This is a genomic window from Bacillus salacetis (assembly GCF_003581585.1).
Lineage (GTDB): Bacteria > Bacillota > Bacilli > Bacillales > Bacillaceae_B > Rossellomorea > Rossellomorea salacetis.
Genome location: NZ_QXIR01000006.1, coordinates 34487 through 58262 on the forward strand (window position 1 = coordinate 34487; position 23776 = coordinate 58262).

Genomic DNA, 23776 nt, shown 5'->3' on the forward strand with positions numbered 1-23776 from the left:
CCCCTAAACTTCTAAAACATCAGCAATTCTCTTACTTGCGAATCCATCACCATATGGATTGCTTGCTTGACTCATTTTTTCATACTCAGTTTTATCTTCAAGAAGTAATTTAAAGGTCTTATATATATTCTCTTCATCTGTCCCAACCAGCTTTAATGTTCCAGCATCTATACCCTCTGGACGCTCAGTTGTATCACGCATTACCAACACTGGTTTACCTAAACTCGGAGCCTCCTCTTGAATGCCACCACTATCAGTCAATATTAAATATGATCTTGATAGGAAATTATGAAAATCCAAGACTTCTAATGGTTCAATGATTCTTACCCTATCGTTATTCCCTAGTATTTCGTTAGCAGCTTCCCTTACTATCGGGTTCATATGAATTGGATAAATTGCCTTAATATCCGGATGTTCATCAACAATCCTCTTAATGGCTTTAAACATATTTCTCATTGGTTCGCCAAGATTTTCTCTTCGATGAGCCGTTATCATCATAAGTCTGCTATCTGATGCCCAATCTAATTGCTCATGAGCATAATCATCCCTAACAGTTGTTTTAAGTGCATCTATTGCCGTATTACCAGTTACATGTATAGTAGCAGGATCTTTACCCTCTTTAAGTAGGTTTTCTTTAGACATATCTGTTGGAGCAAAGTTATACTTAGCTACAATTCCTACAGCTTGCCGATTGAATTCCTCTGGATATGGAGAATAAATATTATATGTCCTAAGTCCAGCTTCCACATGACCAACTGGAATTTGTAGATAAAAACACGCTAAAGACGTTACAAATGTTGTTGAAGTATCACCATGAACTAAAACTACGTCAGGCCTTACTTCTTCTAATACAGTTTTCATTTTTTCTAAAATATTTATGGTTACATCGAATAGAGTCTGTTTTGCTTTCATGATGGAAAGATCAAAATCTGGGATAACATTAAATGCATCCAAGACTTGGTCTAACATTTCTCTATGTTGACCTGTAACACAAACAACTGTATCCAATTGATCCCGTGTTTTTAGTTCTTTAACTAATGGACACATCTTAATAGCTTCTGGCCTTGTCCCAAATACGACCATTATTTTCTTCTTCATTCTTATCAACCAACTTTAAATTTGATATTCTTCAAGCACATACGTACTAGATCTTCACTAATTATACTCAAAAACTCATATTATACTCTCCAAATTACCTTACTTAAACTTATAATAACCCACATACCAATCGGCAAATTTATTGAGTCCTTCTTCAATCGAAGTCTCCGGTTTAAAGCCCACAGCTTTCTGCAATTGATCTGTTGAAGCATAAGTAGCTGGTACATCACCTGGCTTAATTGGTTCAAAAACCTTTTCAAATTGTACCTCTTTGCCTAGCGCTCTACTCAAGGCCTTTTCTAACGTTTCGATAAATACCATCAATTTCTCCGGGCTATTGTTTCCGATGTTAAAGACTTTATGTTGCACATCGCCTTCAGGTGGATTACTTAATAATCGTTCAATTCCCTCAATGATGTCATCTATATAAGTAAAGTCACGGTAAAGGTCATTCTCAAAATCACCATTATTAAATATCTTAATTGGATCACCTGCAAAATACTTATTCGCAAATCCAAAATAAGCCATATCTGGTCGACCCATTGGGCCGTAAACAGTAAAGAATCGAAGCCCTGTAGCTGGAATCTTATAAAGATGGCTATAAGTATGTGCCATTAATTCATTTGATTTCTTAGTCGATGCATACAATGATACTGGATTATCAACAAAATCTGTTTCTTCAAATGGGACTTTTTTATTGGCTCCATAAACAGAACTAGATGATGCATACACCAAGTGATCAACTGGATTATATCTACATGCTTCAAGAATGTTATAAAAACCAATGATATTACTTTGAATATAAACATCCGGATTCTCTATTGAATACCTTACTCCTGCTTGAGCAGCTAAGTTTACTACAACATTAGGCTTGTACTCTTCAAAGGTCTTCATTACCATATCCTTGTCTGATATGTCACCTTTAATAAAAGTAAACTTCTCATAAGGTTCTAGTTGATTCAAACGGGTATGTTTAAGATTCACATCATAGTAATCATTGACGTTATCAATCCCGATCACACGGCAGCCTTGTTCTAATAGTTTCTTAGATAAATAGTATCCAATAAAACCTGCTGCACCAGTGATTAAGTAGGTTTTACTAGGATCAAGAGTTTTGTAATTCAAGGTTCTTCGACTCCTTCAACAACTCTCTAGTTATAGGCTTTCTACCAATGGAATAATATTCGATCCCTGCCTCTTGCATATCTTCCACTCGATAAATATTTCTACCATCATACACTAATGGGGTTCTCATTAATTTCTTATATGTTTCAGGAGTAACCGCTTTTACCTCTCCCCATTCCGTAAAGATAAAGCAGACATTCGCATCTTCCAAAGCTTCTTCAGCATTTGCAGCATAGGTAATCGAACCATTCCCATTTTTACCTTCTGGATATACTTTTGCAAAATTAAACGCACCTACAGGATCATATGCATAAATATCTGCACCTTGTTCTAATAATAAAGGGACATTTTCAAGAGATGCCGCTTCTCTTAAATCATCTGTTCCAGGTTTAAACGTTAAACCAAGTACAGCTACTTTAAGACCATTAAAGGTAATAAGTCTTTTGCTAGCTTTTTTATATAACATCATCTTCTGTTCTTTATTCACATCAATGGCAGCCTTAATCGTTTTGAGTTCATAACCGTTCTGTCTAGCAATATACTCAAGAGCTTTAGTATCCTTGGGAAAACATGAACCACCGAAACCGATACCAGCATTTAAAAACTTACTTCCAATCCGCTCATCAAAGCTCATTCCTTTAGCTACATCCTGAATATCCGCTCCAACCAATTCACAAAGGTTAGCAATATCATTCATATAGGAAATTTTAAGGGCTAGGAAGTCATTTGAAGCGTACTTGATCATTTCAGCTGATCTTCTATTTACTGAAACAATTGGTAAATGGAATGGCTCATAAATCTTCGTAAGCAACTCTTCTGCCCATTTGCTTTCTGTACCAATAATAATTCTTTCTGCATGTAACGTATCATGTACCGCAGAACCTTGAGCCAAAAATTCCGGATTTGAGGCTACTTCTACTTTTACATCATTGACTAAAAAGTCCTGAATAAACTGTTCTACTTTATCATTCGTCCCAACTGGAACAGTAGATTTTACAACTACTAAACAATCCTTTTCTATAGATTCAGCAATTTGCCTAGCAACTGTTGCAATGTATGATAGATTTGCAGAACCATCAGGTTGCTCAGGTGTCCCAACACCGATAAAAATTGCATCAGCATCCTTATATGCAGATTGATAATCCGTTGTATAATTAATTCTTCTAATAGCATAATTTCTCTGCATTAACTCTTCTAAACCTGTTTCATAAATTGGAGAAATACCTGATTTCATTAAGTTCACTTTATTTTCATCGATATCAACACATGTTACTTGGTGGCCTACTTCAGCAAAACATACCCCTGCTACTAAACCAACATAACCTGTTCCTGCTACTGCGATTTTGTACATTGTCAAGATCCTCTCATTTAGTGATTTTTATAATATTTCAATATATATAAACAATTGCATTAAACAAAAAAGAAACCCTTGTAATATTGAAGACAAAACAAGGGCTAACTACTTTAACATTCCATAATTCCACATAACAACACACTTCAGATAATAACAGTCATCGAGAACTAATCATTCCAATGGCTTTTTTGTATATTAATCTTAGAATTGCTTTATTGTAATAGGTGAATAAAAAGATTACAAATATGAACTGAATTACTATCATTATGCTGTTTGAAACATATAAAAGCCCTAGAGCTATTATTAAGAAAAACGAAAGGACTAAAAAATCCTTTAAGCAAATATTTATCTTAAAATTATTGCTCTTATTAAAAACCCTCATTAACCACGTAAATAAAAATGCAATTGCTGTCGATAGACTAGCAGCATACAGACCAAGATGATTTATTAGAAGTAAATTCAAAAATATATTAATTAGTGCCCCTAAGATCGATGTCCAAAGAAGAACTTTGGTTTGTTTACTTCCATAGTATCCTGCACCCCAGAATTGTGAAAATGTATTAAATAGAGCCCCAATAATTAATATTCCTGAGTATTTCCAAGCAACAAAAAAAGTGTCAGAAACCATAATTTCCATTATAGGCTTAATCAAGACTATTATACCAATAACAAAAATAGTCATTAATCTAAAATAATGCTTAAAAACCTCTGTGTAATACTCATTCTTACCTTGATTATTAGACTCACGAATAGCACTATCATTCCAAGCAAGAAAAAAAACTGAACTTACCATAGTAAGCAAAGATGGGATTTTATTTGATATAGCATAAATTCCATTAGCATCTGTACCAAGAAAAAACGCAATTATAAACCTGTCTGATGCATTCATAACCCACCAACTTACAGCACCTGGTATCAATGGCAAAGAATATTGTAAAAAGGATTTTAACATGCTTCTTGAATAGTGTTTTATATCAATAAAAATATGAATTTTGATTGATAGCCATATATATATAGTTACTATTACATAGCTTAATATAGATGAATAAAGAAGAGCTGCAAGTCTCAAATCAAAAATAAATATAAATATTATATTTAATATCAATATAATTAAAGTTTGTAAGATCCCTGAAATAGCAAATATCTTATTGAAACCTAATCCTCTCGCACTCTGTTGCATAAATGAACTAATTATACTTACATTTATCAATAATAAAATTTCCCATCCATATGATAATGAAATTTGACTATTTATTATAATGAAAAGGAGGTTAAAAACCAATAGGTTTCGAATTATAGTAACCGCACCTGTAGTTATAGTTTTTTTTCTCTTATCGAATGATTCCTCTACAATTAGCCATCTATATGTTGCACTCACCAACTCAAAAGTTAAAAAAGGCATTAATAAGATAACTGTTGTTGAAATAAGATCCCATTTTCCATATTCAGAAGGAGTCAAATAATGTGTATATAAGGGTAGCAGAATGAATATTAAAAGCTTTGAGCCAAGATTAGATATAAAATATAATAGTGTATCTTTTAATAATTTACTTTCCTTTGTACTAATTTTAACTACCTCTCTTAATTGGTATAATTAAACATTATTAAAATAGAATATAAACTTTCCAATTTTCTATTTTAATAATTTATCCAAAACTTTAAATTGATTATTAGCTTCTCGAAACAAATTGTTAAGATTCTTAAATCGATAGTTTTTTAATGCGTGGTCTACTTGTTCAACAGAAATATCATCTATAGACTGAAGATCAAAACTTAAACCATTAAACTTATATGAGTCTAGTAGTGTTTTAATCTTTACATCATATATAATAGGGACTACAGGCACATTATAAAGCCACGCTAGTATAATAGCATGCAATCTTGTAGCAATTACATATTTCGAATCTTTATACTCTTGAAAAACTTTATTGTAATCACCATCATATTCAACAATTTCTGGCATTATCCCCAATTGGTTTGAGCATTCATTCTGAATTCTTTTAGCCGTTGGGTAATCTTGTTGATTGTTTGAGGTCAAAATCTTTACTTTATATCCTTTGTTTAAATAATAATTACTTAATTGTATCATTTTATTCTCATATTCATATTGACGTTTTTTTACGTGCTGTGGACGCGTTTCAAAACCACAATCTATAACTGATATTAGGACTTGTTCTTTGTTCAATTTTTCACTTTTTTCTTGATTTCCTAATGACAATACCACATCCGGTGCCCAATCTACATTTTCCAGGTCTTGGAATAAATCAAATGAAGTCTCATCTCTAAAACATATATGTGTCCCTTTAGAGAAATGCTTTTTAAAATCCGTCACCCATTGATCATCAGCAAAGGGTCCAAAATTTGTACTTAATAAAAAGAATGATTTGGTTAATGATACTCTATGCTTAAACCATTCTGATTGCCTTGTTCCTTTATATTCGTAGTTTTTAAATGCATTACCAACCACGTACACTGAAGTACTAAATTGTTTTAAATATATTGAACAAATTGCTGCTATTATTTTACTAGCAAGAAGTTTTATTCCTTTTCTATTTCCAGTATTACTAGCCTTTTGCCATATATTAAATATATGACTAAATCGCAAATTCTTAATTTCTCTTAAGGAGCCATACTTTGCCTCCGAGGAAATATAAAAATTGCAATTTGGATATCTTTTGCATAAAGTATATATAAATAAATCATCACCTATATTCTTCTCAATACAAGCGTAGAGCAATGCTTTTTTCATTTTATCCCCCTATAGTTTTCTTAAAATTAAATGTTAAATACACGATTTTTAACGGCATATATAATAAGAAATAATATTTAAATTTCTTTATAACAGAAACATTATTATTAATGAAAATCCCTTTATATCTTTTTAATGCTGAACGTAACAATTTTTTGTCGTTTTTACTTTTGTATTTACTAATGCTATATTTTACAGTCAATCCCATTGCACGTTCTGTATAATATATTTTCAGTCGATTAATTAATTCAGTGTTATTACCAGCTACAGAAATCATTTTATCAACAGCCCATAGTGCTGTTAACATCTTTGATGAAAAATCCGAAGTAGTAGCACTGCCTGGACGTGTTAAAATATTCCACTTAGGCTCCGTGGAAAAAACTATTCCTTCGGCACGACACAATATATCAAATACAAATAAGCCATCTTCGCCGTGACTAATTTCTTCATTAAATCTAATCTGTTCCTTCCCATTAATTAAGGATACAGGAAATAACTTATAGCACGCACTTTGAAGATTTAATTTTACAGTTCCTGTTTCTAGCAAAGCTTGAGTAGCAGATAGATATATGGGGGCCTCTGAGTCTCGTTGCCTTTTAACTTCTAATTTACCATTCTTTATTTCCACAAAATTTCTATCACATGCTGATACTGTCTTATCTTTCTCCTTAATTTGTTCATATAAAAATTCTATTGCATCATCAGTTAGCCAATCATCAGAATCTAAAAAGCAGACATACTTGCCCGAAATTAAATCAAGTCCTCTATTCCTAGCTACAGATACTCCAGAGTTGTTTTGGTGCACAACTATTATTTGTGGATTAATTTTGTGTATGTGATCCAATAATTCTTTGCTTCCATCAGTCGAACCATCATCCACTATAATTAATTCAATATTTTTATACGTCTGAGATAATACTGAATCAATACCCCTTTTGACATAATCATAAGTATTATATACAGGTATAATTACAGAAATTAAAGGACTAAAATCGTTCATATGCTCCTCCAATTTAATTATATTTTTTCTCAGGTAGTTTAATTAATCGTCCTAATTCATAATCAAAATCTGGTTGATCAAACTTTGAAAAACCACTAGAATCAAAAAACGTAATTTCACCAAAAATAGGTTTTTCTTTCCGTTCATATAAATCTATACGAACGAATGGTATACCTTGGGATAATTTTTGTGCAATTGTTTTCATTTCTTCAAAAGAGCTAGGTAATAAAGAATTAGGGGTAGGATTATTGTAAAATTCAATATCTCTAACTTTCAAATGATTACCATTCATATCAAAGTAATCACCATTGGGCCCATTGGGTTGGAACCTATTTGTTACTATAAACAAATATTTTGGAGCTCCATTAAAGCAATAAAATTTATAATCTATTGCATCATTTCCTAAATATTCTTCAGCAATAATGCACGATTTAGAATTTTTATATGGCCATTCACGACCATACCAAAATAAATTATTCCTTAGTGACTTTTCCAAACGTTTTTTTGCAGCCTCAAAATCAAATTTATCCTTTTGAGAACATATTTCAACGCCATGGCCATTGCTACATTTTAAAACGAATTGTTCAGGTAACCTTGAGATATCAATTTCATCAGAACAATTCCATGGTCCTCCTACCAATGGTACTAAGTACTGTTTACCGATTACTTCTTCAATATATTTACGCACTGCATATTTATCAGCCATAATGGTATATTCTGGCTTTCTATTATATAATTTTAACCATTGTTGCTTTTCGCTAAATGATTGCGGTTTACGGAAGTTTATAAACCTACGGTTATGATGATAATACATTAATTGAAGATACACTTTATCCGGAATCAATTTTTTCACAATAAGCGGAACCACATTTACCACCCCTCTACGTATATAATGAGCTGAAGTTTACCCATTTTTTAAATTCAGACATTCATTTATAATCAAAACTTTTCCTTTTTCAAAAATTTAACTAAACTAGTCCTGATACCACACATATGGAAAAACTGTATTCCAGTTCGGTCTATAAATCATAACTATACAAAAACTTAGAAATAGTCCTAAGATAATTCCATTAATTATTATTACTCTAATATGTTTACTTCTTATTTTTGTTATCAAGCTAGGAATATATGCTAAATAAAATACAGAAAAATACATTGCTATTCTATCCATAATTGTTGAATTTAAGCCAACAATACCAATAATAAAAGTCAACAGGGCTGCAACGTACCAAATCATCTCATTTGTTATTGTAACCCCCTTATTATTAGATTTTCTTATTCTCTTATTAATAGTATTAGAATTAATTTCTTTTATATTATTGTAATCAGATTTCCAATAACCTGTATATGAACCTACAATAAAAAATATAAAGTATATTGCCAACTGAAAATATATTGCTGTATTCCCTTCAAAATTAAAGTATTGACTATCTAAATATCCTTGATATTTATTAGTCAAATTAATTACCAATTGTATTACATTATCAAATATAATTGAAAGAATAGTACCTACTCCTATGAAAAGTATTATCCTTTTTTTATTTAATTTAACTAATGCAATAGGATAAAGTATTAAGAAAACTAAAGCACTTGAATGGAAGAGAGAAGCCAGAAATACTATTATAAAAAACTTTGTAAACTCCCTCTTTTTTAAAAAGTCGATTGAATAAAGCAATATTGCTATTGCTATATACTGCCTACTGATATTCATTGTTCCAAAAAACATTCGACTAGTAACAAAAACAAAAACACTTAGGGCAGGATTAAGAGAATATTTATAAATGAATCTACCAATAGATAAGAAAATGAATGCTGTAGTTATTATTTGAAAACCTAAATAACTCAATCCCAAGTTACCAATAATACGCATAAGAAATATATAACCAATCTCTAGGCGTGATACTGTTGAAGAAAATAAATTTTCCTGGGATACAGATAAAAATGTTGTATAATAATTTAATGTATCATTTCCAACAGTTGTTGCTCTAAATCCTGCTAGAATGAATAATGGTAAGAGAAGAATTATTATTGATAACTTACTGTTTAATCTTTTACCTATCATCCATTCAAGTAACATTACTAAAATATAAAAAATTGAAAGCCCAATATAAAGTGCCATTCATTATTCCCCTTTATTTATTAGCAATTATCCTACTTCCTTACGTTTCATTAATTTAATCCTGAGTAGATCACTAAAAACTAAAGCAGGGATAAGGTATTTTTTCTCCAAGATATAACCTCATAAATTCAACTCCCCAAAAAGGAAAGCCATTAAAAATTTCTCTAAAATTTCCTAATCTCTAATTCCTAAAAGGAAAAATCAATATAAAATATCGGAAAATTAAACAAGACTTATCTGTAATCATTTTCTTAACATTTTTATACTTTTTTCAGTGTATTTAACAGGAATTCTTAAGCTTATATCGATATTTTAAATCTAGTTTTTTTTACATAAAATATAGACTGTCAATTTCAATTTCTTTTAAAACTTCGGTGAATTTCTTCCTGTTTAAGCAGACAAGACAAATTATAAATATGTTTTTGTTTTCCAAATAATTGTATTAAATTTCTAAACGGGTATAAGAGATTTATTGCATATTTAAAAAAAGGTCGATAGACTATATTCAATTTACAATATGCCTTTCGAAATCCAAAGTATTTCTCGAGATAGGTTTGGAAATTAGTTTTATGCCGTATATTTCTTGCTCCATCACTCACATATTTTATATTGTATTTATTGCTATTTAAGAATTCAGTACAAACTGCGTACACCAAAGCAGCATTTGTACCCAATGAATGATATTTAGAAGGTACTTTTAAATGTGCTAGTGAAACGTATTCTTTTCTCAGAAAGCAGATTGCGTACCCTAAAAATTCACCACTATTTTTCAAAAATGCTCCGAAACAGATTGCACTTTGAGACCACATTTTTATTTCCCCGCTAAATGTATTATAATTTATGTTAGGTTTATACTGTTTTGGATATTCATCAAAACATTCCATAGTATTATTAAAAATTTCATCTTTATAATTCATAGGATTAATTATTTTTACATCAATATTTTTCAGAGCACGAGTAATCTCATACCTTCTTTTTTTCTTTAATTTACTTATGTCAATTGGATCGTCTTTAATACAATACCACCACTCTGTTTCATACCCACAATCAAAGTCTGTTGTATACCGTGCCATAAAAGCCTTACCCTCACTCCATACTTTCCCCTCTAATAATACATCTACTTCGGCTTCTTCATGGGGGGCTGTTGTTGGCAAGAAGGCATAATTGTATATGCTCCATCCCTCTTTCATTTTTCAACCTCTAGTCCTTTTAAATTTTTATTTAAAAAACTTTAATCTTAAAAATTTATTAAATCTTTATACTTATTACTAGTTATAATTGCAATTGAATCCCAATTATATTGTTTAGAGAGCTCAAGTGCATTATGTCCTTTATCTACCAAATGCATTTGAGTACTTAATAAATTTTGTAATGCGCTAACAATTCCTTCTGTATTGGTCTCAGCTGTCCAACCTGCATCGTATTTTGCTATTTCGTCCGTAAGATTTGTTCCAGTAGTCACTAGACTTGGTAACCCATAGGATAATGCTTCAATTAATCCCATAGGGTGACCCTCAAACCGAGAAGTCATAATAAAAAAATCTGCTTCAATTTGAATTTTTTCCTTTTCTTCCCCAAAAACCCCCTCATTTATAAAGATAAGGTCTTTAATTCCTTTCGTTTCAATTCTTTTTTGCAAATTTTCTCTCGAATTATTTCTGTTAGGTCCGAATAGATTAATTGAACAGTTTGCTCTTCTTAACTCATCTTGTATCATTGCGCAAGCTTCAATCAACAAATCTAAACCCTTCTGGTATATTTCAATCCTTCCGATATATATACCATTAAGTTTTTGTTTAGCCTTTGAAACTTTTACATTCTTCTTATATTCAATTCCATTTGGAATTACAATATAATTCGGGTTCCATTTATCGCCGGAATCTAAGTACTCTTTTTCTGTTAGATAATGAATTGATTTTGCTCGATTTAAGAATTTATTAAAAAACAACAAGTTACCTATATTCTTTTTTACTCTATTATTTAGTTGGGCGTGTTTAGTTAAAGCACTTCTTGGTATAATAATATAAGGTATCTTTTTTTTCCAAACTTCAAAAACTAGACTACAAAACGGAAATTCATAAACTCCTTCAAATACTACCAAATCTGGCTTATTGAAAGGATATGGTAGAGCATCAATTTTTTTTTGGGGAAAGTCATCTAAATTATTATAAAAACCCAATTCCTTCCAACTATCTTTTGTTACATGATTAATATTATACCAAAATACTTTATCAACTTTTGACTGCGCTGAAATTTGAGCTGGAACACTATTATTTGGTCCAGCCCACATATTCCCCGTTAGTTTTGAAATATATAATATATTCATTACTCTTCCTCACAAACCATTTTCTTTGAAATGTAATTCTTTAATTATTCTCTTATCGAAGACCTTTCAAATCTATCATATTTCCCCAATAATCATCGTAATTTTTTGGGGAAAAAGGCATTAGTCCTCCGTTAGGTGTAAAGGTTAATTCTGAAAAATAAATTTTTCCACCTATTTCAAAAAAATCTACCCTTACAAAAGTGAAGTTTTCAGATAGCTTTCTACTTAATTCCACCATAGTGGAAAATGTTTGAGGTGCATCAAAATCTCCTTCAATTTCATCATAATCCGTTCTTTTAAATGGAGCACGATTACCATCCATATCTAAGAATGTAATTCTTTCATTGTGTCCTTTACCAAAACCTTTGGCAATATACATGAATTTTGGTTCCCCATTAAAAGAAAAAAACTTATAATCAACAATATCGTCTCCAAGATGTTCCTCACAGATTATTTTTCTTGGAATTTTACTATAATGAGGCTCAGCATTAAATAGGCCAAAATCTTCTTTCATCCATTTTGTTAACTTAGTTTTTGCTTCTTCAATATCCAACTCTGATTTATTATCACAAATTATATTGTAACCACATCCATGATTACATTTCATAACAAACTTTTCGGGAAGTTCATTCCAATTTATGTCGTCAACCTTATCCCAAACACCAATTAATCCATTCAAATAAGTTGAACATCCTTTCTCTTTTATATACTCTCTCACTGCATACTTATCTGCACATTGAATAACTAAAGGATTATTAGGATAATCATAGAGCTTTAACCATTGGATTTTTTCATTAAATGATGTAGGATTTTTAAAATCTAGTTTCTCTTTTAAAATGATCCAGAAATAGAGTTTTGACATAAATTCATTAGATGTCACTTTAAGTGCTATCTTTTGAAGGTATCTTCTTGTATTATAGATAACATTGTCTTTCGCCATTTTTTCCACCTTCCTCTAGTAACTATATTTTGTGATTATTATTTTTAAAAATAATGTTTTTTTACTGCATTAATTCCATAAAAGAGGAAATAATAAAGACATTTAGGTAATGATAACTTCTCAATATTTCTACAATTATTCCAATGATTTTTTGCAGCTTTAAATTTATCATTAGAAATGGACCCTTCAACTTTTCTATAATATGCTAAACTTTCATTTAGTCCATATGCTGTATGGCCCTCTCTAAGGAGCTTAGCCCAGGTCATTGAATCATGATCCTTCTTCACATTAACTAGCCTAACCTCACCGACTATTTCAGTATTAACCATTACCGTTAGTGTGCCTATAATTGTATTTTTCATAAACTGACTATAACTAAGACACGATGGGACACTAATAACTTTGTTTCCATTTTCTCTTAATATTTCGTAACCTGTAAAAGAAAATCCAACATTATTATTAATCATAAAATCCAATTGCTTTTCTAATTTATTTGGCTTCCACATATCATCAGCATCTAGGAATGCAATGTATGTTCCTTTGGCTTTTTCTAAAGCCTTATTTCTCGCTATAGCAGCACCAGAATTTTCCTCTAATTTAAAGTACTTAATTCGAGGATCATTAAATTCACTGACTACCTTAGCCGTATTATCTTTTGAACAATCATCAGCAATAAGCATTTCCCAATTATTATGCGTCTGTGCTAAAACACTTTTTATTGTTTCTCCAATATACTTTTCTGAATTATAAACAGGTGTAATTATTGAAATTAAATTATCTTTTTTATCCATTTTGCACCTTCTCTAAAACTAATTTGCTATCTTTCTGCTTTTCTCTAAACCATTAATGTAAGTTCCTTTATCTATTTGACCAATTCTTAACAAGTAGTCACCATAATCTTCTGCGGTATCCATGCCCTCTGCACTAATTCCGTCTCTTATAAATACTTTAGCTACAGTCATCAAAATAATTCTACAATCTCGTAAGAAAGTAATGTTATTGACATATTCTAAATCTAAAGTCAGCTTTTTCTCCCATGTAACCCCATTACGCCCATTAACTTGTGCCCATCCAGTTAACCCTGGTAAGACACTATGTCTTTCTCTTTGTTGTGTAGTCATAAATACCATATCCCGAACTAGCTGTGGTCTTGGACCAACAATTGCCATATCCCCCAAAAGTATATTAAAAAGTTCAGGTAACTCGTCAAGTGATGTAGAACGTAGGAATCGACCAAACTTCGTCAACCTAACACTATCAGGAAGCAGCTCTCCATTCTCATCTCTCTCATCCGTCATAGTCCGAAACTTATACATCGTAAAAATTTTCTCATTCAATCCCGGTCTTTTCTGCTTAAAAATCACCGGACTACCTAGCTTCGTTCTTACCAGAATAGTAACTGCCAAAAGTACCGGACTAAGCACAATAATAGCAATCAAAGAGAGAATAAAATCCATCGGTCTCTTTATAAATCTTTTATAAATGCCACCTTTTGAATTCATTTCTTCAACCACAACCCTTTAATAATCTCACAAACTCTCTCCAAATCATTATCCGTCATTTTCGTATCAGACGGTAAACAAACACCATTTTCAAACAATTTCTCCGATACATCCGTCCCAACAAACTCATACTTCTCAAAGAACGGCTGCATATGCATTGGCTTCCACACTGGTCTTGATTCAATATTCTCAGCTTCCAATGCTTCAAATATATCGATTGGCCTCACTTTACTGGTCAAAGTCATTGAACTTAACCAATAATTAGGCTCATTCCACTCATTGCTTGGCATGAACTTAACACCCTCAAGCTCGCCTAACTCTCTTTTGTAAAACTCAAATATATAATTCTTTTTCATTACTCTTTGATTTAGAACCTTAAGCTGCCCTCTACCAATCCCCGCAACAACATTACTCATTCGATAATTAAACCCTAATTCGCTATGCTGGTAGTGTCTAGCTTGATCTCGGGATTGAGTGGCCCAAAATCTCGCTTTTGCAATTCTCTCTTCATTATTAGAAACAAGCATTCCACCCCCAGAAGTTGTGATAATCTTATTCCCATTAAAAGAGAAGACGCCATAGTCACCGAAAGTTCCAGTATGCTTACCTTTATAGTAAGTACCCAGAGACTCAGCTGCATCTTCTATAACCGCCACATTATGTTTCTTACAAATCTCCATAATCTTATCCATATCAGCGGACAAGCCATATAAATGAACAACAAGAACTGCCTTTACTTCTGGATATTTCTCAAATGCTTCTTCCAATGCTTTTGGACTCATATTCCAGGTTTCATAATCACTATCGATAAAAACAGGAATAGCATTTTGATAGATGATTGGATTTGCAGTAGCGGAGAAAGTAAGTGTTGGACAGAATACGATATCCCCTTCTCCGACTCCTGCCGCTTTAAGAGCTAGATGAATAGCAGCTGTTCCTGAAGACAGTGCTGCAGCAGCTTTAGAACCAACCTTCTCAGCAAGCTCTCTTTCAAATCCGTTTACGTTTTCACCAAGGGGTGCAATCCAGTTTGTATCAAAAGCTTCCTTTATATATTGCATTTCATAACCTTCATCACTCATATGCGGTGAAGAAAGGAATATTCTCTCTTTCACTTTTGTCGACTCCATCTTCTAGACTTCCTTCCTTTGATAAGTTATTATTTTAGTAGATTAGGACTTAATTAGAATCTGCTATTCTTCCATTCCAACTAACTTCTAAACCACTAAAATTGCATCTATAAAGCATAGCCACCTCGCATATTATATTCAATATGAGAAATAGACGAAAAAATCAACATATAGTATACTTTATTGTTATAAGATGATTTTCAATACTACATATTGTGTTTTCTTATCAAATTCCGATACTCACCTCGTTACCTCTATGCAACACATTTACGCAAAATTGCACCCTCAGGTGATTATACTAAATAGATAAAATCAATATATTGTGTTCGTTTTATACTTTTTCACGAAATTTAATACTACATATTGTGTTTTATCCCTATCCGATAGTCACCTCGCATGAAATATTCAATATGAGAAATAGATTAAAATATCAACATATAGTATGTTTCGTCATAATTAAATGGATTTTAATACTACATATTGTGTTTTGTTATCGATTTCCGATACTCACCTCGCACCGAATATTCAATATGAGGTATAGATGAAAAAATCAACACATAGTATGCCGTAACGAATAAAACCTTATTTATATACTACATATTGTGTTTTCTTATCGTATTACAATACCCACCTCGTAATATCTATTCAATCTACCTAAAGAATACGAGATAGATATTCTTGCATTTATACCTCTAAACCGAGTTTCTTCCTATTATATATACCATTCAATCAATCTATAAATCTCACTAAAAACGCCTCAAACCCTTATCCCGCAAGGTTTCTAGCACTCAATCTAACTTCGATAGTCAGTTCCTTAACTCCATTCAATAATTTTCCATATTTTGGGATACTAAAAAGCCCGTCAAATCAACGTTTTCCAAATCAAAACACTCGATTTAAGCCATTTTATCTTTATATACTAACAAAATGGTACTATGTTATATAGATGAATCCCATATATTGTATAATTTAATGATTTTTCACTAATTTTAACACAATATGTTGTGGTCATCTATTAACCATTCTGACTTCCACACTAACATTCAATCCAATAAGGGAATCTGCAGTAATTACCAAAGCAGCCACTAAATGTTCCCCTATTGTTACTCACCTACAAAAACGGAACCCCTTCATCCCCACTATCATCTTCACCCGGTTCAGCACTATCCCCATGCTCACTACACTCAACATGCCCATCGACATAAGTAATATCTCCAGTCACAGGACAAACCTCACCAAACTTCACCAGATAAGAAGTAAATCTCAAATCAGAATGCTCAACCTCATTAAGAACAAGATCCTGATGATACTCTTTCTCCAACTGCAATTGATTAGCTTCACAAACCTCTTCCTCAGTATCGCCTATCACACCCAGCACTGCTAAAACAGCAATAGAACTGATAATCCCTAGAATCACCACAACAGCCAACAACTCTATAAGCGTTAATCCTCTCTTATCTATAACAAAAGAAACCAACCTCTTAAAACAATTCATTCCTCGATCTCCTCCAACAAATAAATAAACATGATGTTAAAGACCAAGATGGTAACAAATAAAAGAAGTTGTTCGAAGAACAACAAAAGTATCCAAAATAAAAACCAATTAATTCTTTCAATGAACTACAAATCCAATAAAAAGCACAAAGCTGTTCGAAAGAACAGCCCAGTCAAACAGCCTGCAATATAAATCAGGAAGAAAGTGCTATCTCTCTACCTTCTCCTTACTAACAACACCCTCTAAATATTCAAGCACATTCTCCCTTAAATCCCCACGCTCCAGCGCAAACTCCACTGTAGCCTTAATAAACCCAAACTTATCCCCAACATCATAACGCTCACCTTTGAACTCACACCCCACAACCATCTGCTGCTCATTCAGCTTCTTGATCGCATCTGTCAACTGAATTTCACCGCCAGCTCCAGGTGCCTGATTTTCGAGGATTTCAAAAATCTCCGGTCTCAGGATATAACGGCCCATGATGGCGTAGTTGGAAGGTGCGTCTTCTTTCTTCGGCTTTTCTACCAGGTTATCAATCCCGTACACACCTGGTTCCATCTCGCCGCGTCCGATGGAAATGACACCGTATTTGGATACATCTTCTTCAGCCACTTGTTGTACACCAATGACGGAAGAGTTATATCTTTCGTATACATCAATCAACTGTTTCAACCCTGGATTTTCTGGAGAATGAACAATATCATCTCCTAATAGGACTGCAAACGGCTCATCCCCAATAAAACGGCTGGCACATCCGATTGCATGCCCTAAACCAAGCGGCTCTTTTTGACGAATGTAATGGATGTTCGCCAGCTGTGAAATCTCCTGAATCTCTTTCAACTGCTCGAACTTCTCTTTTTTGACAAGCGTTTCTTCCAGCTCATATGACTTATCAAAATGGTCTTCGATCGCTCTTTTTCCCCTGCCGCTGACAATAATGATATCTTCAATCCCCGAAGCCACCGCTTCCTCGATGATGTATTGAATCGTTGGTTTATCAACAATCGGCAGCATTTCTTTCGGCTGTGCCTTTGTTGCCGGCAAGAACCTTGTACCTAGTCCTGCCGCTGGAATAATCGCTTTTCTGACCTTTTTCATTTTCATCCGCTCCTTAGTTCGCACTTTTCACTAAAAGGCTGTCTTTTTTATTCGCCAGATCCAATACATACTGTGCCAAATAATGAGGCTCAAAGCTTGGATGATTCTCTACCAGGTTAAACACTCTCTCATAATCAAATCCGACCGTTTTCCCGATGAAGATTTTCGGAAACACCGCTTCACCATGAACTTCATTCTCCCCGAGAAGCTCTTCATACATCTTCTCACCGGGACGGATACCGGAATACTTCAATCCGATTTCTTCTATTGTATAGCCAGAGAGTTGAATGAGGTTTTTCGCCAAATCGACGATCTTGACCGGCTCACCCATATCCAGTACAAATATCTCGCCGCCGCGCGCCAGGGCTCCAGCTTGGATAACTAACCTGGAAGCTTCAGGGATCGTCATGAAGTAACGCGTCATATCAGGATGAGTAACCGTTACCGGTCCTCCCACTTGAATCTGTTTCTTAAATAACGGAATGACACTTCCGCGGCTTCCCAATACATTTCCAAAACGCACCGCCACAAAGTTTGTCTGACTTTCTTTGTTCAAGTTCTGGATCACCATTTCCGCAATCCTCTTCGTCGATCCCATCACATTCGTAGGGTTGACAGCCTTATCAGAAGATACAAGAACAAATGTGTTCACTCCAAACGTATCCGCTGCTTCCGCAACATTTTTTGTACCGATGACATTATTCTTCACTGCTTCTTTCGGGTTGTATTCCATAAGAGGCACATGCTTATGTGCAGCTGCATGGTAGACAACATCCGGAGCATGCTCTTCCATTACATCAAAGATACGGCTGCGGTCTTGAATATCAGCGATAATAGGGATGATCTCAAATTCATTTTTATATTGATTGCGCAGTTCCATATCGATAGTGTAAATGGAGTTTTCCCCATGTCCTAACAGCAAAAGCTTCCTCGGCTTGAACTTGCTGACCTGGCGGCAGATTTCCGACCCGATCGATCCACCTGCACCGGTGACAAGGATGGTTTTTCCGGTAAGTTTTTGAGAAATGCTCTTCATATCCAATTCTATTGGATCTCTTCCAAGAAGGTCTTCCACTTGTACATCACGGAATTGATTGACAGACACTTTCCCGGTCGCAATATCCTCAATCATCGGCATGATCTGTGTTTTCGCATTTGTCTTGCTGCATTCCTGATAGACCTTCTGTATCTCTGACTTGCTGAGAGACGGAATCGCAATGATGATATTGTCGATACTGTGCTTCTCTGCGAGTGATGGAATGTCTGACGTGACGCCTTCCACTGTCACTCCAAAGATTTGCAGTTTCTGTTTGTTGCGGTCGTCATCGACGAAGGCTACAGGTTCAAGGTCGGTATCGTTACTTTTTTGAAGTTGGCGGACCAGCATCGTTCCGGCCGAACCCGCTCCGATGATCAGGGCTTTCTTTTTCTCTGTTTTTGTTTTCATATACGTGTCGCGGTACATCCTCCAGGCAAAACGGGAGCCGCCGATTAAGATGATATGCATCATCCACGTGATACCCATCACACGAAAATATACATCCCCTACGACAACGAACTGTATAACAGAGGTAGCAATAATTGAATAGGTTATGGCTTTAATGATGGCGACCATTTCGCCGACACTCGCATATTCCCATGCTTTATGATAGAGACGGTAGATGAAGGCAAATATATGATGGCTGACTAACAGCGCAATGGAACTGACTGCTAAGATAGGAATGGTATAGATGTTCAGAGACGGCTGAAGGATGAAATAGCCGAGATAAATGGTACTGATGACAATCATGGAGTCCAGCAGCATCAGCAGTGAAACCCTTTTTTGATAACTCAAATGAAATCCCTTCTTTACTCATTATTTTTCTTTAACGTTTGGCATTAAATATGTAATGAAAATACACCATTTTGATAGTGTCCTTTCATTATATATCTAGTGATTATTGCAGTTTATCCTGCAATCGCGTCTGAATCGCCTGTTCGATTACCTTCTGGATTTCTTCTAACTTGTCCACGGGTGCATCCTGAAAGATATACCGGACGGTCTTCTGGATGGTTTTCGGCAAACCTTGAAACTTTTTCATGAATAACTATCCTAATATGGTTTAATCCTTTAATTCCAGGGAAAAATTAAATCCGGGCATCGAACCCGTCCTCACACCACCCCACTGACAATGGATGTCTAAGGTCTGACTAGGAGCCAGCCCACAGCATGGTCGAGTGCCTCCGACGATAGCGGGTAGGAGACATAGCCGTTGATAATAAATGGTAAATCTTACATATTATTGCTTCTAAACAGCAACAAAAACTAGCTTTTGGCTAGTTTTTGAGCGGTGCACTCTTTTTAAGTTTGATGGTCTCTAAATTGAACCCACTATCTCCTGGATAAATTATAAATAAATATTTAAGGTACTTCTTTCCTATAAAACAATAGCACATAATGTCGATTTCTGGAATGAGAAATCTTGTCGAATGTAGTCGAATCGACAAAAAATTATTCTTTCTGTTATATTTTTAACAAAATCTTAAAAAATACCAAGAATTTTTTTCTGTCGGACCTTCCTGGGATCCTCTTTATATGCCATACTTCCTTCTACCATCAACTCTGCATTTTCCACTAATTGATAGACCATTCCACTTCCAAACTTTTTCTCTATAACGTCTAATGCTTGAGCCATCTTGAAAGGGCGGGTTCTGGTGTTATGGGCATCAGATGCAATAAAGTGTGAAAGGTTGTGCTCGATAAGGGACAAGGAGAATTTCTGTATCTTTTTCCCGAAGCCGCCTGCTACACTTAATGCCGTTACTTGGGAGTAGGCGCCTTTCTTCACAAGGTTATACAGCTGGCCTGGGTTCTCTATGATTTCCTGGTTTCTTTCCGGATGGGCGATCACTGGTATATAACCCTTTAACTGAATGTCGAAGAGAAGCTGCTCTGTATAACGCGGGACTTGTGAAGATGGCAGCTCTATAAGTACATAGGGCCCTGTCTCTCCCAGTGTTAATAGTTCAGTGCCCGAAAGTTCATCTGCTAATTCCCCAAAGATGCGTATTTCCTGGCCGGAAAGGATTTTCACAGGAACGTTTTCTTCCTCTATTCTTTGGTTTAATTCTGCTACCCGCTCTCTTATAAGGCGTCCTGGGTTGGTATACTTACCATCAAGATGGTGAGGTGTCGCAATCATCGTCTTGATTCCTTCTTTTACCGCCTGCTGTGCCATGGCGATGCTGTGAGTGAAGTCAGGGGCTCCATCATCTACCCCGGGCAAAATGTGACTATGGATATCTATCATGTTCATAACTCCTTTCTGGATTAAGGCATATAAAAACCCCCTATTCCTTTACATCCAGTAACAGGATGTAATAGATTTTGCACTCCAAGGAAAGGGGGAACTTTTTTCTTCTGTTATTTACCGCCGTAATAGTAATAGTATTGCGACGATTTGACTTCTTTATTATTAAGGACTACGCCCAACAGCTTGGCCTGTGCACTTTGCAACTGCTCTTTCGCCTTTTGCGCAGCTTCGATTTCCGTTCTGCCGCTGGAAACGACCAGTACTGTGCCATCGCATTTATTTGCGAGGATTTGGGCGTCCGTGACTGCAAGTACAGGAGGCGTATCAAAAATGACTACATCATACAAACGATACATTTCCTCCAGCAAGCTGTTCATCCCCTTCGAACCAAGTAATTCAGCCGGATTAGGCGGGATTGGTCCGGATGTCAGGATGTCCAGGTTCTCAACCCTGGTACTCTGTACAGCGTCCGTCAGCCCAACCTGTTTGGTAACAGCATTGGAAAGGCCGACAGTATTCATCTTTTGAAAGGTGTAGTGCATCGTCGGCTTGCGCAAGTCTGCATCTATCAAAAGTACTTTTTTCCCTTGTTGTGCAAATACCACTGCAAGGTTTGCAGAAGTGGTTGACTTTCCTTCCCCCGGACCCGTAGAGGTGACCATCAACGAACGGTAAGCATCATCGACCTGGGAAAATTCAATGTTTGTCCGCAAAGTCCTGTACTGTTCTGAAACAGGCGACTTTGGTGCCGCGTCTGTCACAAGCTTTCTGCTATGGTTATTGGATTGAATTTTTTGTCTTCTAAGAGCCAATGGTTTCACCTCTCATACTGCGCTTTTCACTTCGGCTTCTTCTTTCATCTTTGACATCTGTAATGGTAGTGATGGCTCCCAGCACAGGAAGTTCCAATACTTTCTCTATGTCTTGCTCGGTTTTGATAGTATTATCCAGATACTCCAGCAGGAAGGCCAGTCCGACTCCTGCCATCAATCCCACCACCAACGCAATGGCAATGTTAAGAAGAGGCTTCGGCTTAACCGGGCTGACTTTATCCCCGACTTCCGCACTTGATAAGATACTGACATTATCAACATTCATAATAGAGGGAATTTCCTGCTGGAAAACAGTAGCAATCTCATTGGCGATTTGAGCTGCTCTTTCCGGATCAGGGTCAGTGACAGCCACATTGACAACTTGTGAGTTATTTTCACTTCCAACAGTGATCTTTCCATTTAATTGACTTGAAGTCATATCCAAGTCTAAGTTTTGTGACACTTTATCTAAAATGGCCGGACTTTTCATAATGACGTTATACGTATTGATCAATTCCAGATTCGTCCTGATAGCATTGGCATCAAACGGTGTTTGTTCATTTTTCGTTTGATTGACCAAAAGCTGTGTAGAAGATTGATAGATTGGCGTTAAGACAAAATAACTGATGATTCCACTTGTAATGACCGCCAATGCTGTTATAAGCACAATTAAACTCAGCCTCTTACGAAGAGTGCCAAGTAAATCCTTCAGACTGATTGTTTCTTCCATTGTTTCCCCCACTTTTTTCTTTTTTGTTCAAATCTTGTAACATTATAGCATAGAATATTAATCCTTATAGCTATTTTTCTGTAAAATAATAGGGTTTTGCGTCGAAAATGATTAGAAATTTTTAGTAATTATTATTATAATATTCCTGATAGAGGCACATGAAGGAGGTCATCATAGTTTGTTTTTTAGAATTTTGGCTATCATTTTTTCGATTATTGGGATTGGCGTAATTGTGTTCGGGCAGATGGAATGGAAAGAGAAAGCTTTTGTTGATGCTGAAAGGCCAATGGTAGAGGCTTCAGATGGAGCAGAAGTAACTACTCAAAAGAATGTTGAAACATCGGCTTCTTTGAATTCCTTGACGAAGGAAGAGCTTTCTGAGAGAACATCGCTGCTTCCTGAGGAAGTTCAGAAAGCTTTTCTGAATGCGTTCGAAGGTAATCAGAGTGTTTCTCTCCTTGTCCTCGGTTCGGATGCCATGGGGGATTCTACAAATGGAGTAGCACAGTCCATCAAAGCTAAACTTCAAGGTGTGTATGGAACACAATTCTTGCAAGTCGATACTTTCACTTACGACGGATCCTCTTTCAACTTTGTGGAAGATGAGGATGGACTGGAGAGTATAGGGCAGGCGTATGATTTGGTCCTATATGAACCATTCACTTTCAATGACAATGGCGTTGTTGAGGTTTCACAGAATCATGAACATACCGAAGAGGTCATGGGACATTTCGAAGCATTGAACAAGGATACGAAGTTTATCCTTCATCCACCGCAGCCGATGCATGAAGCCACGATATACCCAACCCAGGTTGAGGACTTGAAGGTTTTTGCTGAAGAGAAGAGTATACCCTATATCGATGTGTGGAAGGTTTGGCCGGATTATGACACAGATGAGCTTACTGACTATCTTGATTCTGAAGGAAATGTTAATCCTGATGGTATTGAACTGTGGTCGAACGAAGTGGTACATTACTTTACGAATGATTAACAAAAGCGCAA

22 protein-coding genes are annotated in these 23776 nt (G+C 35.0%); 1 reads left to right on the forward strand and 21 read right to left on the reverse strand.

The window, feature by feature from the left end; genetic code table 11:
- Positions 1 to 3: 3 nt before the first annotated feature.
- From wecB to D3H55_RS06300, 21 genes are all read right to left on the reverse strand, one after another.
- The gene (wecB, locus tag D3H55_RS06205) at positions 4 to 1098 is read right to left on the reverse strand and encodes a non-hydrolyzing UDP-N-acetylglucosamine 2-epimerase (protein WP_119546051.1); all 1095 of its coding nucleotides are present in this window, start codon (positions 1096 to 1098) and stop codon (positions 4 to 6) included.
- A gap of 99 nt (positions 1099 to 1197) precedes the next feature.
- Positions 1198 to 2223 (reverse strand): SDR family NAD(P)-dependent oxidoreductase, encoded by a 1026-nt coding sequence (locus D3H55_RS06210; protein WP_119546052.1) that lies wholly within the window; start codon positions 2221 to 2223, stop codon positions 1198 to 1200.
- Positions 2204 to 3574, reverse strand: a complete 1371-nt coding sequence (locus D3H55_RS06215) for a UDP-glucose dehydrogenase family protein (protein WP_119546053.1) — start codon at positions 3572 to 3574, stop codon at positions 2204 to 2206. The genes D3H55_RS06210 and D3H55_RS06215 overlap by 20 nt, the downstream gene beginning before the upstream one ends.
- Before the next feature lie 160 nt (positions 3575 to 3734).
- The gene (locus D3H55_RS06220; RefSeq protein WP_276310207.1) at positions 3735 to 5144 is read right to left on the reverse strand and encodes a lipopolysaccharide biosynthesis protein; all 1410 of its coding nucleotides are present in this window, start codon (positions 5142 to 5144) and stop codon (positions 3735 to 3737) included.
- 66 nt (positions 5145 to 5210) lie between these two features.
- Positions 5211 to 6326 carry a polysaccharide pyruvyl transferase family protein gene (locus tag D3H55_RS06225; RefSeq protein ID WP_119546055.1) on the reverse strand — a complete coding sequence of 372 codons (1116 nt, stop codon included), beginning with the start codon at positions 6324 to 6326 and terminating at the stop codon, positions 5211 to 5213.
- 1 nt (position 6327) lies between these two features.
- Positions 6328 to 7326 carry a glycosyltransferase family 2 protein gene (locus D3H55_RS06230; protein ID WP_119546056.1) on the reverse strand — a complete coding sequence of 333 codons (999 nt, stop codon included), beginning with the start codon at positions 7324 to 7326 and terminating at the stop codon, positions 6328 to 6330.
- Positions 7327 to 7339: 13 nt separating this feature from the next.
- Positions 7340 to 8194 carry an ATP-grasp fold amidoligase family protein gene (locus D3H55_RS06235; RefSeq protein WP_119546057.1) on the reverse strand — a complete coding sequence of 285 codons (855 nt, stop codon included), beginning with the start codon at positions 8192 to 8194 and terminating at the stop codon, positions 7340 to 7342.
- Positions 8195 to 8299: 105 nt separating this feature from the next.
- Positions 8300 to 9445 (reverse strand): EpsG family protein, encoded by a 1146-nt coding sequence (locus D3H55_RS06240; protein ID WP_119546058.1) that lies wholly within the window; start codon positions 9443 to 9445, stop codon positions 8300 to 8302.
- Positions 9446 to 9798: 353 nt separating this feature from the next.
- Positions 9799 to 10635 carry a hypothetical protein gene (locus D3H55_RS06245; RefSeq protein WP_119546059.1) on the reverse strand — a complete coding sequence of 279 codons (837 nt, stop codon included), beginning with the start codon at positions 10633 to 10635 and terminating at the stop codon, positions 9799 to 9801.
- A gap of 47 nt (positions 10636 to 10682) precedes the next feature.
- The gene (locus tag D3H55_RS06250) at positions 10683 to 11771 is read right to left on the reverse strand and encodes a glycosyltransferase (RefSeq protein ID WP_119546060.1); all 1089 of its coding nucleotides are present in this window, start codon (positions 11769 to 11771) and stop codon (positions 10683 to 10685) included.
- A gap of 52 nt (positions 11772 to 11823) precedes the next feature.
- Positions 11824 to 12711, reverse strand: coding sequence for an ATP-grasp fold amidoligase family protein (locus D3H55_RS06255; protein ID WP_119546061.1), 888 nt, complete (start codon positions 12709 to 12711; stop codon positions 11824 to 11826).
- A gap of 44 nt (positions 12712 to 12755) precedes the next feature.
- Positions 12756 to 13502 (reverse strand): glycosyltransferase family 2 protein, encoded by a 747-nt coding sequence (locus D3H55_RS06260; protein WP_119546062.1) that lies wholly within the window; start codon positions 13500 to 13502, stop codon positions 12756 to 12758.
- 18 nt (positions 13503 to 13520) lie between these two features.
- A complete protein-coding gene (locus D3H55_RS06265; RefSeq protein WP_276310208.1) occupies positions 13521 to 14213 on the reverse strand; it encodes a sugar transferase in 693 nt (230 codons plus the stop codon).
- The gene (locus D3H55_RS06270; protein ID WP_119546169.1) at positions 14210 to 15328 is read right to left on the reverse strand and encodes a DegT/DnrJ/EryC1/StrS family aminotransferase; all 1119 of its coding nucleotides are present in this window, start codon (positions 15326 to 15328) and stop codon (positions 14210 to 14212) included. Before D3H55_RS06270 ends, D3H55_RS06265 begins: the two co-directional genes overlap by 4 nt.
- A gap of 1126 nt (positions 15329 to 16454) precedes the next feature.
- Entirely contained in the window at positions 16455 to 16838 is a 384-nt protein-coding gene (locus D3H55_RS06275) for a type II secretion system protein (protein WP_119546063.1), read from the reverse strand.
- 207 nt (positions 16839 to 17045) lie between these two features.
- A complete protein-coding gene (galU, locus tag D3H55_RS06280) occupies positions 17046 to 17939 on the reverse strand; it encodes a UTP--glucose-1-phosphate uridylyltransferase GalU (protein ID WP_119546064.1) in 894 nt (297 codons plus the stop codon).
- A gap of 13 nt (positions 17940 to 17952) precedes the next feature.
- On the reverse strand, positions 17953 to 19773 hold the full coding sequence (locus D3H55_RS06285; protein WP_119546065.1) for a polysaccharide biosynthesis protein: 1821 nt from the start codon (positions 19771 to 19773) through the stop codon (positions 17953 to 17955).
- A 103-nt stretch (positions 19774 to 19876) separates the two neighbouring features.
- On the reverse strand, positions 19877 to 20020 hold the full coding sequence (locus tag D3H55_RS24060) for a hypothetical protein (RefSeq protein WP_168412980.1): 144 nt from the start codon (positions 20018 to 20020) through the stop codon (positions 19877 to 19879).
- Positions 20021 to 20461: 441 nt separating this feature from the next.
- Complete coding sequence (locus tag D3H55_RS06290; protein ID WP_119546066.1) at positions 20462 to 21229, reverse strand: tyrosine-protein phosphatase; 768 nt, start codon at positions 21227 to 21229, stop codon at positions 20462 to 20464.
- 113 nt (positions 21230 to 21342) lie between these two features.
- On the reverse strand, positions 21343 to 22044 hold the full coding sequence (locus tag D3H55_RS06295) for a CpsD/CapB family tyrosine-protein kinase (RefSeq protein ID WP_119546067.1): 702 nt from the start codon (positions 22042 to 22044) through the stop codon (positions 21343 to 21345).
- A complete protein-coding gene (locus D3H55_RS06300) occupies positions 22034 to 22774 on the reverse strand; it encodes a YveK family protein (RefSeq protein WP_119546068.1) in 741 nt (246 codons plus the stop codon). The genes D3H55_RS06295 and D3H55_RS06300 overlap by 11 nt, the downstream gene beginning before the upstream one ends.
- A 178-nt stretch (positions 22775 to 22952) precedes the next feature.
- Between D3H55_RS06300 and D3H55_RS06305 the strand changes: the two genes are divergently transcribed.
- Positions 22953 to 23765: a hypothetical protein gene (locus D3H55_RS06305; protein ID WP_119546069.1), complete on the forward strand. Its 813-nt coding sequence runs from the start codon at positions 22953 to 22955 to the stop codon at positions 23763 to 23765.
- Positions 23766 to 23776 lie beyond the last annotated feature (11 nt).

Bases quoted from the DNA above. Each gene is read 5' to 3' on its own strand.
- wecB (WP_119546051.1), bottom strand. From the start codon at position 1,098: ATGAAGAAGAAAATAATGGTCGTATTTGGGACAAGGCCAGAAGCTATT.
- D3H55_RS06215 (WP_119546053.1), bottom strand. From the start codon at position 3,574: ATGTACAAAATCGCAGTAGCAGGAACAGGTTATGTTGGTTTAGTAGCA.
- D3H55_RS06225 (WP_119546055.1), bottom strand. From the start codon at position 6,326: ATGAAAAAAGCATTGCTCTACGCTTGTATTGAGAAGAATATAGGTGAT.
- D3H55_RS06230 (WP_119546056.1), bottom strand. From the start codon at position 7,326: ATGAACGATTTTAGTCCTTTAATTTCTGTAATTATACCTGTATATAAT.
- D3H55_RS06240 (WP_119546058.1), bottom strand. From the start codon at position 9,445: ATGGCACTTTATATTGGGCTTTCAATTTTTTATATTTTAGTAATGTTA.
- D3H55_RS06245 (WP_119546059.1), bottom strand. From the start codon at position 10,635: ATGAAAGAGGGATGGAGCATATACAATTATGCCTTCTTGCCAACAACA.
- D3H55_RS06250 (WP_119546060.1), bottom strand. From the start codon at position 11,771: ATGAATATATTATATATTTCAAAACTAACGGGGAATATGTGGGCTGGA.
- D3H55_RS06255 (WP_119546061.1), bottom strand. From the start codon at position 12,711: ATGGCGAAAGACAATGTTATCTATAATACAAGAAGATACCTTCAAAAG.
- D3H55_RS06260 (WP_119546062.1), bottom strand. From the start codon at position 13,502: ATGGATAAAAAAGATAATTTAATTTCAATAATTACACCTGTTTATAAT.
- D3H55_RS06265 (WP_276310208.1), bottom strand. From the start codon at position 14,213: ATGAATTCAAAAGGTGGCATTTATAAAAGATTTATAAAGAGACCGATG.
- D3H55_RS06275 (WP_119546063.1), bottom strand. From the start codon at position 16,838: ATGAATTGTTTTAAGAGGTTGGTTTCTTTTGTTATAGATAAGAGAGGA.
- galU (WP_119546064.1), bottom strand. From the start codon at position 17,939: ATGAAAAAGGTCAGAAAAGCGATTATTCCAGCGGCAGGACTAGGTACA.
- D3H55_RS24060 (WP_168412980.1), bottom strand. From the start codon at position 20,020: ATGAAAAAGTTTCAAGGTTTGCCGAAAACCATCCAGAAGACCGTCCGG.
- D3H55_RS06290 (WP_119546066.1), bottom strand. From the start codon at position 21,229: ATGATAGATATCCATAGTCACATTTTGCCCGGGGTAGATGATGGAGCC.
- D3H55_RS06300 (WP_119546068.1), bottom strand. From the start codon at position 22,774: ATGGAAGAAACAATCAGTCTGAAGGATTTACTTGGCACTCTTCGTAAG.